General features: G+C 66.0%; 23 protein-coding genes and 1 tRNA gene. All 24 read left to right on the top strand.

What is annotated here, in order from left to right; all coding sequences use genetic code 11:
* The first annotated feature begins 56 nt into the window (after positions 1-56).
* The 24 genes from RA210_RS06640 (at position 57) to RA210_RS06525 (ending at position 14768) form a co-directional block, all read left to right on the top strand.
* Positions 57-287, top strand: a complete 231-nt coding sequence (locus tag RA210_RS06640; protein ID WP_201485820.1) for a hypothetical protein — start codon at positions 57-59, stop codon at positions 285-287.
* An 11-nt stretch (positions 288-298) separates the two neighbouring features.
* Complete coding sequence (locus RA210_RS06635; RefSeq protein WP_201485819.1) at positions 299-859, top strand: hypothetical protein; 561 nt, start codon at positions 299-301, stop codon at positions 857-859.
* 127 nt (positions 860-986) lie between these two features.
* A tRNA-Met gene (locus RA210_RS06630) sits at positions 987-1062 on the top strand.
* Between the two features lie 47 nt (positions 1063-1109).
* Positions 1110-1631 carry a DUF2829 domain-containing protein gene (locus RA210_RS06625; RefSeq protein WP_201485818.1) on the top strand — a complete coding sequence of 174 codons (522 nt, stop codon included), beginning with the start codon at positions 1110-1112 and terminating at the stop codon, positions 1629-1631.
* 91 nt (positions 1632-1722) lie between these two features.
* A complete protein-coding gene (locus RA210_RS06620) occupies positions 1723-2115 on the top strand; it encodes a hypothetical protein (RefSeq protein ID WP_201485817.1) in 393 nt (130 codons plus the stop codon).
* Positions 2115-2498 (top strand): HNH endonuclease, encoded by a 384-nt coding sequence (locus tag RA210_RS06615; protein ID WP_201485816.1) that lies wholly within the window; start codon positions 2115-2117, stop codon positions 2496-2498. The genes RA210_RS06620 and RA210_RS06615 overlap by 1 nt, the downstream gene beginning before the upstream one ends.
* A 165-nt stretch (positions 2499-2663) precedes the next feature.
* A complete protein-coding gene (locus tag RA210_RS06610) occupies positions 2664-3152 on the top strand; it encodes a phage terminase small subunit P27 family (RefSeq protein ID WP_201485815.1) in 489 nt (162 codons plus the stop codon).
* A gap of 6 nt (positions 3153-3158) precedes the next feature.
* Positions 3159-4892 (top strand): terminase large subunit, encoded by a 1734-nt coding sequence (locus tag RA210_RS06605; protein WP_201485814.1) that lies wholly within the window; start codon positions 3159-3161, stop codon positions 4890-4892.
* A 4-nt stretch (positions 4893-4896) separates the two neighbouring features.
* Positions 4897-5061, top strand: coding sequence for a hypothetical protein (locus RA210_RS06600; protein WP_201485813.1), 165 nt, complete (start codon positions 4897-4899; stop codon positions 5059-5061).
* Positions 5054-6409, top strand: a complete 1356-nt coding sequence (locus RA210_RS06595; RefSeq protein ID WP_236574651.1) for a phage portal protein — start codon at positions 5054-5056, stop codon at positions 6407-6409. Before RA210_RS06600 ends, RA210_RS06595 begins: the two co-directional genes overlap by 8 nt.
* Positions 6385-7089, top strand: a complete 705-nt coding sequence (locus tag RA210_RS06590) for an HK97 family phage prohead protease (protein ID WP_201485812.1) — start codon at positions 6385-6387, stop codon at positions 7087-7089. Before RA210_RS06595 ends, RA210_RS06590 begins: the two co-directional genes overlap by 25 nt.
* A gap of 9 nt (positions 7090-7098) precedes the next feature.
* Complete coding sequence (locus tag RA210_RS06585; RefSeq protein ID WP_236574649.1) at positions 7099-8331, top strand: phage major capsid protein; 1233 nt, start codon at positions 7099-7101, stop codon at positions 8329-8331.
* 43 nt (positions 8332-8374) lie between these two features.
* On the top strand, positions 8375-8671 hold the full coding sequence (locus tag RA210_RS06580) for a hypothetical protein (RefSeq protein WP_201485811.1): 297 nt from the start codon (positions 8375-8377) through the stop codon (positions 8669-8671).
* Between the two features lie 481 nt (positions 8672-9152).
* On the top strand, positions 9153-9989 hold the full coding sequence (locus RA210_RS06575; RefSeq protein ID WP_236574648.1) for a hypothetical protein: 837 nt from the start codon (positions 9153-9155) through the stop codon (positions 9987-9989).
* Entirely contained in the window at positions 9940-10572 is a 633-nt protein-coding gene (locus RA210_RS06570; protein WP_201485810.1) for a methyltransferase domain-containing protein, read from the top strand. The genes RA210_RS06575 and RA210_RS06570 overlap by 50 nt, the downstream gene beginning before the upstream one ends.
* On the top strand, positions 10550-10876 hold the full coding sequence (locus RA210_RS06565) for a head-tail connector protein (RefSeq protein WP_201485809.1): 327 nt from the start codon (positions 10550-10552) through the stop codon (positions 10874-10876). The genes RA210_RS06570 and RA210_RS06565 overlap by 23 nt, the downstream gene beginning before the upstream one ends.
* Before the next feature lie 124 nt (positions 10877-11000).
* The gene (locus RA210_RS06560; protein WP_236574647.1) at positions 11001-11534 is read left to right on the top strand and encodes a hypothetical protein; all 534 of its coding nucleotides are present in this window, start codon (positions 11001-11003) and stop codon (positions 11532-11534) included.
* Positions 11534-12127, top strand: coding sequence for a hypothetical protein (locus RA210_RS06555; RefSeq protein ID WP_201485807.1), 594 nt, complete (start codon positions 11534-11536; stop codon positions 12125-12127). Before RA210_RS06560 ends, RA210_RS06555 begins: the two co-directional genes overlap by 1 nt.
* Positions 12124-12558, top strand: a complete 435-nt coding sequence (locus RA210_RS06550; protein ID WP_201485806.1) for a hypothetical protein — start codon at positions 12124-12126, stop codon at positions 12556-12558. Before RA210_RS06555 ends, RA210_RS06550 begins: the two co-directional genes overlap by 4 nt.
* A 23-nt stretch (positions 12559-12581) precedes the next feature.
* Positions 12582-13352 carry a hypothetical protein gene (locus tag RA210_RS06545; protein ID WP_236574645.1) on the top strand — a complete coding sequence of 257 codons (771 nt, stop codon included), beginning with the start codon at positions 12582-12584 and terminating at the stop codon, positions 13350-13352.
* A gap of 45 nt (positions 13353-13397) precedes the next feature.
* Positions 13398-13748, top strand: a complete 351-nt coding sequence (locus RA210_RS06540; protein ID WP_201485805.1) for a hypothetical protein — start codon at positions 13398-13400, stop codon at positions 13746-13748.
* Positions 13749-13804: 56 nt separating this feature from the next.
* Complete coding sequence (locus tag RA210_RS06535; RefSeq protein ID WP_201485804.1) at positions 13805-14167, top strand: hypothetical protein; 363 nt, start codon at positions 13805-13807, stop codon at positions 14165-14167.
* Positions 14168-14193: 26 nt separating this feature from the next.
* A complete protein-coding gene (locus RA210_RS06530; protein ID WP_201485803.1) occupies positions 14194-14343 on the top strand; it encodes a hypothetical protein in 150 nt (49 codons plus the stop codon).
* Positions 14343-14768 (top strand): hypothetical protein, encoded by a 426-nt coding sequence (locus RA210_RS06525; RefSeq protein WP_201485802.1) that lies wholly within the window; start codon positions 14343-14345, stop codon positions 14766-14768. The genes RA210_RS06530 and RA210_RS06525 overlap by 1 nt, the downstream gene beginning before the upstream one ends.
* Positions 14769-14817: the final 49 nt, after the last annotated feature.

Below are 14817 nucleotides of genomic sequence, written 5' to 3'. Positions count from 1 at the left end.
TCGAGAAGCACACGCGCCTGCTGGCAGCCTGTCCGGCATGCCAGGGGCGCGGGGTAGTGAAGGGCCTGTTCTACGAGATGCCCTGCGATGGGTGCCACGGATCTGGGTTCGTGGATGCAGCGACGGGCGAGAGGTTGGAGTTGGAGGAGCTGGTGCTGCAGCTGGGCCGGGCGCTCAGGCTGGAGAGGCAGCAGGCGGCGAACCGGCCGGCACAGGCCGGCGCCGAGCAGGACTATCAGGGTGACAACGGGCGGCACGGGCTGCGCGGTCACTGGACTGGCGATTGAAGGGGGTGGGGATGATCTACAGCAGCACGCTCAGCGCAGTGGTATCGGCTCTGGCGGCCGAGTGCATCGACAGCACGGCCAAGCAGGCCTGGCAGAAGCTGTACCAGGCCGGCGAGGCTCGCCCGGCCGGTCCGGCGATCTCGGCAGAGGACCGCATGACGGCCGACTGCTGGGTGTTCGCCCGGCTGCACCATGGGCTCAAGCCTCGGCATTGGCACGCGCTGGTGGCGAAGTACAGCACGCACAAGGGGCGGAAGGTGGAGGCAATCGGGAAGCTGTGTCCGGTGGTGGCCACTCCGGCGCCGGCGCTGTTCCTGCACAAGGCGATCACGGCCTGGGCGATTCCGCCGCTCAAGGGGGTGGATGGTAAGCGCAGTACGCGCGATCTGATCGTGCTGCCGCGGGAGTTCTACGACATGAACACCTGGGATACCGATGGCCGGCCGGAGCAGACCCGCCGCCGCTGGAGGCTGGGCATCCACAAGGTGCTCGAGGAGATGGTCTGCGAGGCGCTGGTCGAGGCGGAGAAGATCCTGGAGGCGGAGGGCGTGCTGGTCGAGCGCGCCGCTTGACGCGACTGAGCGAGTGAGCGAGTATTTACCCATGCTGTGGCAATTGCGCGTTCATGGAGCGTAGTTACAGCGCGAGACAACCCCGAGGCCCCGGTGCTGAGCGATCAGTCCGGGGCTTTTCCGTTTCTGCGTGGTAGAGCAGCGGTCAGCTCGTCAGGCTCATAACCTGAAGGTCGGCGGTTCGAATCCGTCCCTCGCATCCATTCCAGGCCTCGCCATTGTGCGGGGCCTTTTCGTTTCTGGAGTCAGCATGTCAGGCCAAGCATCGCAACAGTACATCGGCACAAAGATCGTCAGCGCGCAGCCCATGACGCGCGCCGAGTACAACGCCTACCGCGGCTGGGAGCTGCCGGCCAACGAGGACGGCGCCGACGCCGGCTATCTGGTCGAGTACCACGACGGCGGCAAGGCCAACGACCCGCGCCACGCCGGCTATATCAGCTGGAGCCCGGAGGACGTGTTCGCGCGTGCCTACCGACCCATCGACGGCATGACCTTCGGCCAGGCCATCGAGGCGCTGAAGGCCGGCCTCCGCGTGGCGCGCGCTGGCTGGAACGGCAAGGGTATGTGGCTGGCGTACACGCCGGGATCCGAGTTCGCACCGGAACTCGCCAAGCCCGGACATGCTGCCGCCCACCGCGCCAAGGAGGCGCCTGGCGACAATGTCCGGCTGCTTCCCCATATCGACATGCGCGCCGCCGACGGCTCCATGGTGATCGGCTGGCTGGCGTCGCAGACCGACATGCTCGCCGAAGACTGGCTTGTCGTTTAATCCTTTCTGGCCCCTCCGCACCCTTGCTCCCCGGCGGGCGCGTGTAGCGGGCCGCCTATCACTGCCCGCAGGGCTATCGAGCATGCAGACAATGACCGAACCCGCATCCACCGCCGCTGGCGGCCTGGCCCTGTACAAGCTTGGCGCCTTCGGCTTCGCGGCTGTGCTTGCCGCTGTCGTGGTGATGGCCATGACGCTGCCCAAGACCGCCCGCGAGTTCGTGGTGGCCACGATCAGCACGGCCGTCTGCAGCATCTGCGGCGGGGCGTTCGTCGTGCGCTGGTTCGATCTGGCGCACTGGGCACAGGACGACATCGGGGTGATTGCCATCGGCGGCGTGATCTTCGTGGCCGGCCTGCCGGCGTGGGTGCTGGTGCGCGCATGGTTCGCCTGGAGTGAGGCGCGCAAGGGCGTGGCGTTGCCGGATCTGGTGCGCGAGCTGAAGGAGCTGCGGGATGATCTGGGCAAGGTGGATGGGCAGTAATGGCTCTGCGCCCCCTGCGCCCCTGCAACCACCCGGGCTGCTCGGCGCTGGTGCGCGGCGACAGCTACTGCTCGAGGCACAAGGCTGCCGCTGAAGAGCGCCGCGCCGTCCAGCTTAAGCAGGCGCACCGGCAGTACAACGCTCGGCGTGACGATTCGGACTGCTTCTACCGGACCGAGCGATGGAGGAAGCTGAGCGTCTACTACCGGAAGCGTCACCCGGTCTGCGAGGAGTGCCAGGCTGCGGCCTCGGAGATCACGGACCACATCAAGCCACGCAAGACGCATCCCGAGCTATCGCTCGACTGGGACAACCTGCGAGCCCTGTGCCGCCCGTGCCACAACAGGGTGGGTGCCAAGGTCGGCCTTGTCGGTGGCGCATGAGATGAATTCTCATTTTCAGAAATCGACGGGAAACTCTGCGGGCTGAAAAATCGGCTCACGTCGACAGGGGGAGGGCGGGTCAAAAGTCAGGAAGTTTTCGCCTCCCGAACGACGGGGGGAGCCATTTTTTCACGCCCGCGAAATTAAAAAATCGGAAGTCGCGCCATGGCCGGAACCGCACGAGCGCCTGGCCGAGGCAGAAAGCCGAAGCCGACCGCCAAGAAAGAGCTGGCCGGCAACCCGGGAAAGCGCGCCCTGAACACGGCGGAGCCCGAGTTTTCGGCCATTACCGACATCGATCCGCCCGAGTGGCTCAGCCCGCGCGCCGCGACCATGTGGCGAATGCTGGTGCCCGAGCTGCTGCGCGAGAAGGTTCTGTGCATCACCGACCTGCACAACGTCGAGGCGTTCTGCGCCGCCTATGACAAGTGGCGGCTGGCCGAGGAGTCTGTCCAGCAGTTCGGCATCGTCGTGCAGAGCGCCCAGGGAAGCCCGATGAAGAACCCTGCGCTCACCGCCGCCAACGAGGCGATGCGCCAGATCGTGACCTTCGGCTCCCTCCTGGGCCTCGACCCGTCCAGCCGCTCCAGAATCATCGGCGGCAACAAGAACGCATCGACCGAAAACCCATTCGCCGCTCTGCTGTCTGGATAGTTCGCCATGGCCGCCACCGCTCACCCCAACGTCGAGAAGGCGATGCGGTGGGCGAAGGACGTGCTGCGCGGCAAGGTTCCGGCCTGCCGCTACATCCACCAGGCTATCCAGCGGCACTTCGACGACCTGGCCGCCAGCAAGGCCAAGGATTACCCCTACAAGTTCGACCCAGCCAAGGCCGAGAAGAAGCTGAAGCTGATCCAGCTGCTGCCGCACACCAAGGGCGAGTGGGCCTTCAAGCGGCAGCTGGTCACCCTCGAGCCGTGGCAGCTGTTCGGCATGGCTTGCACCTTCGGCTGGGTGCGCAAGGCCAAGCCGCACTACCGGCGCTTCCGCGAGAGCTACTGGGAGGTGCCTCGCAAGAATGGCAAAAGCGTGATCGCCGCCGGCGTCGGCATCGCCATGTTCTGCACCGACGACGAGTTCGGCGCCGAGGTCTACAGCGGTGCCACTACCGAGAAGCAGGCCTGGGAGGTATTCCGTCCAGCCCGCCTGATGATCAAGCGCAGCCCGCTGCTGATGCAGGCCGCCGGCATCGAGGTCAACGCCTCGAACATGAACCGCCCGGCCGACGCCAGCCGCTTCGAGCCGATGATCGGCAACCCAGGCGACGGCGCGTCGCCCAGCTGTGCCATCGTCGACGAGTACCACGAGCACGACAGCGCCGCCCTCTACGAAACCATGCTCACCGGCATGGGCGCCCGCCGGCAGCCGCTGATGTTCATCATCACCACGGCCGGGGCGAACATCGAGGGCCCCTGCTACGACAAGCGCCGCCAGGTCATCGAGATGCTCGAAGGTCTGGTGCCAGATGACGAGCTGTTCGGCTGGGTCTGGACCATCGACGAGGGCGACGACTGGACCGACCCCAAGGTGCTGGCCAAGGCCAACCCCAACATCGGCATCTCGGTCTATCAGGAGTACCTGGAGAGCCAGCAGCAGCGTGCCATCCGCTCGGCGCGTTTCACTAACACCTTCAAGACCAAGCACCTGAACGTCTGGACCAGCGCCAAGGCCGGCTTCTTCAACCTGGAGAGCTGGAAGGCCTGCGAGGACAGCAGCCTGATGCTTGAGCAGTTCGAGGGGCAGGAGGTCATCCTGAGCTGTGACATGGCGCGCAAGCTGGACATGAACAGCATGGCCCGCCTGTTCTGGCGGGAGATCGACGGCAGGCTGCACTACTACTGCATCGAGCCGCGCTTCTGGGTCCCCGAGGACACGGTGCGCAACAGCGACAACCAGCGGATGGCCGAACGCTTCCAGGCCTGGGTCAACAGCGGTCACCTGATCGAGACGCCCGGCGCCGAGGTCGACTATCGCGAGATCCTCGCCGAGGCCATCGAGGCCAGTCACAGCAGCCCGGTCCGCGAGACGCCGATCGACCCGGCCGGCGCTACCGCGCTGTCGCACCAGCTGGAAGACGAAGGACTGACTCCGGTCGTCATCACTCAGAACTACACCAACATGAGCACGCCCATGAAGGAGCTGGAGGCCGCCATCGAGTCGGGCCGTTTCCATCATGACGGCAACCCGATCATGACCTGGTGCATCAGCAACGTGGTCGGCAAGCATCTGCCCGGCAACGACGATGTGGTTCGCCCCATCAAGCAGCACGTGGACAACAAGATCGACGGCGCCGTGGCGCTGATCATGGCCATCGGCCGCGCCATGGCTGTCGCCAGCGAAGAGTCCGGCGACAGCCTAGACGACTACCTCTCCAACCCTATAGTCATCGGATAATCCCATGAACCCCGGACTGATCCTGTTCCTGCTGCTCTGGCTGGCCGGCGTCGGCCTGTCCTGCGCTGGCGTGCACATCCTGTACGGTCCGGGCTGGGCGCTGATCGCCGGAGGCATCGCCTCATTCGCCGCGTGCGGCTTCATTCGCAAGGGGATGACCGGTGGCTGACAAACTCGCCAGCGTCCTGAATCGGGCGCTCAACAAGTCGGCGCAGCCCGGCCTGGCCAAGTCGGCGCTGTCCGCATGGATCGGAAAGACCATCCGCCTGACCGACGGCTCATTCTGGGCCGCCTGGTCTGGCGGCGAGTCCTCTTCCGGCAAGTGCGTCACCGTCGACAAGGCCCTGCAGCTGTCCGCCGTCTGGTCGTGCGTGCGCCTGCTGGCCGAGACCGTCGCCACCCTGCCGCTCGGCTTCTACGAGCGCACAGACGACGGTCGGCGCAGCGCATCGAGCCACCCGCTGTATAGCCTGCTGCATGCCCAGCCGAACGCCGACATGACCGCTGTCGAGTTCTGGGAGGTGGTCATGGCCAGCCTGCTTCTGCAGGGCAACGCCTACGTCGAGATCGAACGGATCGGAGCGCGCATCGTCGCTCTGGTGCCGCTGCTGCCCGACCGGATGAAGGTCAAGGTCGGCGAGGATGGCGCGCTGCAGTACCGCTACCTCGACCCGCTGACCGACGCCACCCGGGCGATTGCCGAGGGCGGCATGATGCACATCCGCGCCTTCGGTACCAACGGCATCGTCGGCCTGTCGCCGGTCAGCTACGCCCGCGAGACGCTGGGCGCGACCATGGCGGCCGAGGAGGCATCGGGCAAGATTTTCGCCAACGGCATGCGCCCATCCGGCGTGCTGTCGATGGAGCAGATCCTCAACAAGAACCAGCGCGAAGAGGTGCGCACCAGTCTGGCCGAGCAGTTCGCCGGCTCCATGAACACCGGGAAGATGATGGTCCTCGAGGCCGGCATGAAGTTCCAGCAGGTCACCATGAACCCCGAAGACGCGCAGATGCTGCAGACGCGCGCCTTCAACATCGAGGAAATCTGCCGCTGGTTCCGCGTCTGGCCAGGCCTGATCGGCCACAACGCCGCGGGGCAGACCATGTGGGGTTCCGGCGTCGAGCAGATGATGATCGGCTTCCTGACCTTCAGCCTGCGCCCATGGCTGACCCGCATCGAGCAGGCCGTGCGCCGATCCCTGCTGGCCCCTGGCGAGCGCAGCCGGTACTTCGCCGAGTTTGCCATCGAAGGCCTGTTGCGCGCCGACAGCGCTGCCCGCGCCTCGTTCTACTCGACCCTGGCGCAGAACGGCGTCATGACCCGCAACGAGATCCGGCGCAAGGAAAACCTGCCGCCGCAGTCCGGCGGCGACCAGCTCACTGTCCAGTCCAACCTGCTGCCCATCGACCAGCTCGGCAACGCCGGCGGCGACGGCGCGGCCAAGTCCGCCCTGCGCCAGTGGCTGGGCATCCCCGACCAGGAGGAACCGGAATGCTCCGGAAAAGCGCAGCCTTGAAGACCAAGGCGTTCGAGTTCGACACCAAGGCCATCAGCGATGATGGCCTTTTTACTGGCTACGGCTCCGTGTTCGGCGTGGTCGACAGCTACAACGAGGTGGTCGCCCCAGGCGCCTTCCTCGAAAGCCTGGCCGAGACCAAGGCCAAGGGGCGCACCTTCCCGATCCTCTGGCAGCACCGCACCGGCGAACCCATCGGCAACTGGAAGATCGACACCCTCAAGGAAGACAGCCACGGCCTGATCGGCGAGGGTGAGCTCTGGCTGGAGGAATCCAGCTACGCCAAGACCGCCTACCGCGGCATGAAGTCCGGCGCGATCACCGGCCTGTCGATCGGCTACTGGGTCCGCGAGTCGACCTTCGACGAGAAGACCCGCATCCGCACGCTGACCAAGCTCGACCTGGTGGAAATCTCCATCGTCACCACCCCTGCCAACGACGAGGCCCGCATCGACGCGGTCAAGGCGCGCCTGGCGCAGGGGCAGTACCCAACCCTTCGCGAGTTCGAGGAGTTCCTTCGGGAGAAGGGGTTTTCTCGCTCGGAAGCCGAGGCCATCGCCGCCGGCGGCTTCAAGAACTGGCCAGGACGGGAGTCCGAGGCATCCCAAGGCGACACCAAGGCGGCAGCAATCCAGCAGATGAGCGACCTGCTGTCCGGCTTCAAACTCCCGCAAATCTGAGGAACACCCATGAACATGCAGCACAAGCAGCGCGAATTCGGCCGCAAAGAGCATGGCGGCGACGACCTGAGCGCCGTCACCAAGCAGATGACCGCCGTGATGGATCAGGTCAAGAACTTCGGCGAGGACATCGCCCAGAAGATGAAGGCCGGCGCCACCGTCACCGAGGAGCTCAAGCAGAAGGCCGACGAAAGCCTGCAGCAGATGGCCGAGCTGAAAGAGCGCATGACCGAGCTCGAGCAGAAGGCTGTGCGCCGCGGCGGCGGCGACGAGCAGGCCGAGCACAAGAGCATCGGCCAGCGCGTCATCGAGAGCGATGCCTTCAAGGGTATGAACAGCTCCGAGCGCAAGTCCATGCGCGTCAAGATGGACCGCAAGGACCTGATGACCGTCCCCGCCACCGTCGGCAGCGGCGTCAGCGGCACCACCTCGCTGACCGTCGGCCAGCGCGTGCCCGGCATCATCGCCCCGCCGGAACGCACTCTCGCCGTGCGTGACCTGCTGATCCCCGGTCGCACCGGCTCGAACTCCATCGAGTTCGTGCAGGAAACCGGCTACACCAACAACGCAGCCCCGGTCACCGAAGGCGCCCTGAAGCCGAAGTCCGATCTGAGCTTCGACCTGAAGACCGCCCCGGTGCGCACCATCGCCCACCACTTCAAGGCCTCTCGCCAACTGCTCGACGATGCAGAAGGTCTGGCCAGCTACATCGACGGCCGGGCGCGCTACGGCCTGCGCTACGCCGAAGAGCAGCAGCTGCTGAACGGCGACGGCACTGGCGCAAACCTGCTGGGCATCATTCCGCAGGCCTCGACCTACAACCCATCGGTCAGCCTGACCGGCTACAACGCCATCGACCGCCTGCGCCTCGCTGTGCTGCAGGCCGTCCTGGCCGAGCTGCCGGCCACCGGCTTCGTCCTCAACCCCATCGACTGGGCGGCCATCGAGCTGACCAAGGACAACGAGGGTCGCTACATCATCGCCAGCCCGGTCGGCGGCACCGAGCCGCGCCTCTGGGGCCTGCCGGTCTCCGAGACCCAGGCCATCGCCCAGGGCCAGTTCCTCACCGGCTCCTTCGGCATGGGCGCGCAGATCTTCGACCGCATGGAGATCGAGGTGCTGCTGTCGACCGAGAACGAGGACGACTTCGTGCGCAACATGGTGACCATCCGCGCCGAGGAGCGCCTGGCGCTGGCCGTGTACCGCCCGGAAGCCTTCATCACCGGCTCGATCAACGGCTGATAGGAGAGGGCGCCTGCGGGCGCCCGCCTCCCCGGAGAGCGCAATGGACGAAGTCATCGTCACCGTGCTGAAGCCGCACGGCATTCAGCCCAACTTCCGTCGCGTCGGCGACACCTACGCTACCAACCGCCGCCACGCCGCCGAGCTCAAGGCCAACGGCCTGGTCAGCTTCCGCGAGCCCGCACCGCCGCTGAACAAGATGGCGCAGGAGCCGCTGCAGAAAAACCCTACCGCAACCGCTGGCGAACCGTCGTCATCCTCGCCAGCGGGCCAAGCCTCAGCGCCGAGGACTGCGAGCGCGTCCGCCGGTGGCGGCAAGGCCAGGGCGAAGCGGGCGTAATCGCCGTCAACTCCAGCTGGCAGGCCGCGCCATGGGCCGATGTTCTCTACGCCTGCGACTGGCAGTGGTGGGAGCGCTACCACGGCATCGACTTCGCCGGCGAGCGCTGGACCTGCAACGACCGCGCCGCCCAGCGCTTCGGCGTCAACTGGGTCGCCTACCAGCATGGCCGCGGCCTCAACCGCCAGCCGGGCGTAATCAACAGCGGCCTGAACAGCGGCTTCCAAGCGATCAACCTCGCCTGGCACTTCGGCGCTCGGCGCATCGTTCTGCTCGGCTACGACTTCCAGCGCACCGGAGGGCGTAGCCACTGGCACGGCGACCACCCGGCGGGCTTTGCCAATGGCGGCAACTTCCGCGAGTGGGCGAGGCACATGGATGCCATGGCCGGCGATCTCCAAGCTGATGGCGTGGAGGTCATCAACGCCAGCCGGCACACGGCGCTGGAGTGCTTCCGGCGGCTCCCCCTGGAGGGAATCCTGTGATCATCCACGGCATGCAAGGCCTCGGCGACTGCATCTACCAGCGCGCCTTCCTGCGCCAGTTCAACGTCCCGGTCTACCTGCACACCCCATGGCCGCAACTGTACCGAGACCTGCCGCGCGTGCACTGCCTGCGCCCGGCCACCCAGCTGCGCACCCAGCTCAAGAATGTCGCCAGGCAGCATCGTTGGTCTGCCGCGCCCGGCGCGCAGGGCGTGCGCCACATCCGCTACGGCGGGGCCGGCATCTACGCCGGTATGCGCGATGGGTTCGGCGTACAGCCAGGCCCGCTCGACCTGCCGGACTTCGGGCCGCCTCCGGTCAGCGGGCGCTACGTTGTGGTGCGCCCGGTCACCGTGCGTGCCGAGTGGCGGGCCGACACCCGCAACCCACTGCCCGAGTACATCGCCCAGGCCGCCGCCGAGATGCGCCGCCGCGGCTACACCGTCGTCTCCGTAGCCGACCTCGAGGACGGCAAGGAGTGGGCGCTCGACCCGCTGCCGCCGGCCGACCTGCAGTACCACACCGGCGAGCTGCCGGTGGAGCAGTTGCTCGCCCTGCTGCAGGGCGCCGCAGCGGCTATCGGCGGCATCGGCTGGATAGTGCCGGCCAGCATCGCCGCCCGCGTTCCGGCGCTGATCGTCTGCGGCGGGCAGGGCGGCTACAACGCTCCAGAACTGATCACCGACCGCAGCATGGACCTGAGCCGCACCACCTTCCTGGTGCCGGACAACTTCTGCCGCTGCACCCAGAAACAGCACACCTGCGACAAGAGGATCGCCGACTATGACCAGTGCCTTGCCGACTGGGCTGACCGACTGCCTGCTCTGGTCTGACGAGCTGGGTCGCGGCTTCCATCCGCGGCCGCCGATGGACTACAGCGGACCGTACTTCGAGAAATACCAGCAGCTCGACGCTACCGAGATGGGCGCTGCGCTGACCCGCGCGCGCGTCGAGTTCGTGCGCCGGCACACCGGGCTGCCGCCGGTGGACATCGGCATCGGCGGCGGGCGGTTCGTCACCGAGGTGGAAGGATGGGGCTACGACGTCAACGCCGAGGCGGTTGACTGGCTCTGCAGGCAGGGCCGGTTCTTCGACATCTACGCCCACCACGCCGAGGCGATCACCTGCTGGGACAGCCTCGAGCACATCCCCGAGCCGGAGCGTCTGCTCGATCAGGCCGGCGAGTGGGTCTTCGTGTCCATGCCGATCTACCGCGACCAGGCGCACTGCCTGGCCAGCAAGCACTACAAGCCCGGCGAGCACCTGCACTACTTCACCCACCGCGGCCTGCTGCAGTGGTTCGAGCAGCAGGGTTTCGCCTGCGTCGAGTACAACGACATCGAGTCGCAGCTCGGCCGCGAGGGCATCACCAGCTACGCGTTCCGGAGGTTCCGTGAGCCTGCCGACCATCGCTGATCTGAAGCGTCACCTGCGCCTCGACCCGTGGCCCGACACCGAGGCGGACGCCGAGCTGGATGGCTTCCTTGCCGCTGGCATCGACCACGCAGAGCAGTACCTGCAGCGCAGCCTGCCCTGGCTGGACGAGACGGCATCGCCGCCCAGCGAAGTTCCGGTTCCTGCATCCGTGCGCCTGGCCGTGCTGATGATTGCCGCCGACCTCTACGAGAACCGCGAGGCGCAGATCGTCGGCGTCTCCAGGGCAGACAACCCGGCCGTCACTCGGCTGCTCAACCTCTACCGCACGGGGCTTGGCGTATGAACAAAAAATGCGAGTGCGCAGGATGCGTCAGGCAGCGGCTTGGGCTTGGCGGGTATCAGCCGTGCGCGAAGTACAGCCAGGGCGGACATAGGCCGCCGGAGAGGGAGCGATGAGGTCGGGGAAATTGCGTCACCGCGTTGAGGTGCTGAGCCTCTCAGCCGACCTGGCGCCGGTCTCGCACGGCTCCCGCTGGGCCAGCATCCGCGCCAAGGAGGCTGCGGACGCCCCGGCCGCCACCGGCCTGCGCTCGCCAGCCATGATCGAGGTGCGCGCCCGCTACAGCGCCGAGCTGATTCAGGGCCGCTACCTGCGCAGCGGGCCGCGGCTGCTGCACATCACCGGCGCCCGCGACCCGCTGGGCACCGGTGCCGAGCTGGTGCTCAGCTGTCACGAGCTGATCGGCCTGCCCGGCGAGCACCGTCCGCTCGACGGCGCGCCGGCGGCCTGCCGCGCCCACCTGACCCACAACGCGCCGTACCTCGACGACATGGGCCAGGTCACCGACTACCGAACCCGCGCCGAGGTGGCGCTGCTCGAGATCGGGCGCCCGCAGGTGGATGACCAACTGCTGGTCGCCGGCACCCTCTACACCATCACCGGCTACGCCGACGAAACCGACGACGGCGTGGTGCGCGGGCTCTGGCTGGAGGCATCCTGATGCGAATCAACCTCAAGGTGCAGGGCGTCGAGATGGCCAAGGCCAGGCTTGCCGAGGTGGGTCGCAAGATCGACCCCGTCATCCGCGGCGCGCTCAACACCACGGCAGCCCGGACGCGAACCAGGCACTACGTCCGCCCGATGGACAAGTTCCTTGGCCGGGGTCAGGTGCGGAACGGACTACGAATCAAACGAGCCAGGGGAAAGCTCAAGAACGCCAGGGTCATCCCGTCCAGTTCCGGCGTGCCGGTCACCCAGTACAAGCGCTGGATATTCGAGTGGATAGCCCCGACCCGTGCGCGGATATGGGTGTGGGGGCCTGGAGGCCGCAAGCTGGCAGCAGGCTTCGTCAACCCGGCAAGCGCGGCGCAGCAGCCGTGGCGAACGCGCAGTGCCACCACCCGAGAAACCAAGAAGAAAGGGCAGAGAACGTACAGCTACCAGGCTGGCGGGCTCAGGCCGGCCCTTGGGCCTTCCGTTGCCTACTGGTTCAAGCTCCTGAGCAACAGCCAAAACATCATGTGGACCAACACCTTCCTGCAGCAGGAGTTCGAGAAGCGCCTGCGCAAGGAGATCGCCAAGGGGGCGAGATGAGCAGAGTCAGCACAATCGGCACCGCCCTGATCGCGTGCCTGTCCGAGATCAAGCCGGCCAACGGCTTCACCACCGACATCAAGCAGGTCTATGGCCCGACCGAGCGCGTGCGCGACAAGGCGCCAATGCCGCTCGCCCTGGTGCGCCCGGTCAGCGACGTGCGCACCGGCGCCGCGTCCTTCCAGGCGACTCGCCAGCGCACCTACGAGATCGAGGTCATCTTCCCGCGCAGCGCGGCCGAGGAAGACATCGATGACGTGCACGTCGACATCCTGCGTGTCCTTGGCTTCGGCCAGGACCTCTACGAGCGCAAGTTCCCAGGCCTGATCGAGGACGAGGACAGCGCCGAGCTGCGCTTCGCCAGCGAGGGCGAAAGCACCCACAGCATCACCATCACCATCGGCGTGCACTACGTCGAGAGCTACAACTGACGGCCGCCGGCCTGGAGAACCCCATGAGCATGCTGCATACCCAACTGTTCCGCGGACCGATCAACGTCGCCGCCTGGCCGACCTGGAATTTCGAGGAAGTCTTCAAGCTCGAGAACGTCAGCGCCGAGCCGACCACCAACGAGATCACCGTCGCCGACCCGACCCGCATCGGCCTGCCGCCGCTGGATAGCGTCACCTCCACCAGCGAGGTCACCATCACCGGTGATGCAGTGGCCTTCTCGCCGGCTGCCGCCGCGCTGGCCATGTACGGCTCGGTCGAGCGCGTTCCGTCCGGCAGCGTGTCCGACGAGGCGCACGACGCCTACATCGACCGCACCATCATGCTGGCCCACATCCCTCTGGAAGTGACCAGCGTCACCAGCTCGGACGGCCTGACCGCCTACACCCGCAACGTCGACTATGCCGTCACCCCGGCCGGCATCCGCATCCTGCGCGGCGGCGTGCTGGCCGGCGAGATTGCCGCCGAGACCAGCCTCAAGCTGCCGATCAAGGTCAGCTACAGCTACCCGACCGTCGACGTCATCAAGCCCTTCACCACCGGCCAGAAGTACTGGCGCGTGATGTTCGGCCAGCAGAACGAGGGCGGCAGCAACGAGAAGCGCCGCATCCAGTGCTACTACTGCAAGATCGCCCTCAACGGCGGTATCCCGCTCAACCAGGGCGCAGAGTTCGGTACCGTCCCGGTGCAGATCAAGATCCTGCCCGACCCGAACATTTTCGACATCGGCGAGGCCGCCATGTGGCAGTGGGAAGTCGAGAGCAAGGACAACTGATCGGCTGTGCTAGGCTCCCATCTCATTTGACTGGGAGGGAAGCCCATGCAGTGCCCGAAGTGCCACTACGAGCCAACGCTGGCGGAGATGCAGTCAAGCCCAGAAAGGTGTGCGCGTTGCGGAGCTGCATTCGTCGCGCAGGACGCCTGGCTTGGTGCCAAGGTTTCTGTTGAGCAGCTGCGCGCTCATGAAGCAGAGCAAAGGCGGAACAGGCCTGAAATGCCGCTGCCGCGCGGCGCGGCGCCCGTCGTTGTGGTCGATTTCGACATGCCATTCATATCGATGGTGGCACTGCTGGTAAAGATGGCAATTGCTGCTATACCGGCCGTCATAATCCTGAAATTGATCATTTGGGCGCTGGCGTCAGTCCTGGCAATCCCTGGGATGCTGATGTGAATTGAGCGCTCAACAATAGACCCGCTTCGGCGGGTTTTTTATTGCCTGGAGAAAGTATGTCAGACCTGAAGATTCTTTTCCCTGAGCCTGCTGTCGTTCACGTTGGAAATCGTGCCGTCGCTGTTCGCCCCGTAGATCTGCGCCACTTCGAGCGCTTTTCGGAGGCGGCTTCGGTGCTGCTCGGCATGATCTCCACCGAGTCCCGGGTTGGCCTGTATGCCCATGCCAGGCAGAGCGGCGCGTTACGCGTGATCATCGGCGCGTGCACCGACTTGAATCGCTGGCAGATCGCCCGCCTGCCGATGCCTGTCGCCATCAAGCTGATGGCCGAGGTGATCAAGGTCAACTCGGCTTTTTTCGACGAAGCCCTGGCGGCGGCGGCAACAGCGCTGGCTGGGGCGAAGTCGCCCAGCGCCTGATCGGAGCCGGTCACGCCTGGGCCGATGTGCAGAGCTACACCCTCCCGCAGATCGAGGCCTTCCTGGCCGGCCTTGACGCAGAAGAAAGGCGCCGCAACCGCGTGCTGCTGATCGCCTGCCGCGCGGCGCAGGTCAAGCAGGACGCCTTCAAGAAGCTACTCAAGGAGATCGGCTGATGGCCGGGAAGATCACCACGCAGCTGGTCATTGATGCGGTAAACAAGACCAAGGACATCTTCGACAAGGTCGGCAGAGACCTTGAAGGCCTCAAGCAAGACGTGCTTTCGGTCGGCAAGGTTATCGCCGGGGCGATCGGGTTGGATGCCTTCGCCGGGATGGTCAGGGGGGCAGCGCAGGCAGTTGGAGAAATGAGTCGCCTGGCCCAGCTCTCTAACACCAGCGCAACCACCTTCCAGAAATGGTCCGCCGCGGCAAGTTCCGTTGGCATCGAGGGCGACAAGCTCGGTGACATCTTCAAGGACGTGCAGGAGAAGTTCGGCGAGTTCGCCGCAACCGGGGGGGGCTGTAGTGGTCAAGCCATCCCGGACAGTGGGTTAAGTTTTTTCTCGGCCACGGCGGGCGGGAGTCCGTCGTTGGCTTGATGCGGCCTGATCCAGTTGTACCGATACATCAGGTAATGACTGATATCAC

It is taken from the genome of Pseudomonas sp. OF001, assembly GCF_904426495.1.
GTDB lineage: Bacteria > Pseudomonadota > Gammaproteobacteria > Pseudomonadales > Pseudomonadaceae > Geopseudomonas.
This window is presented reverse-complemented; position numbering and strand designations above follow the sequence as displayed.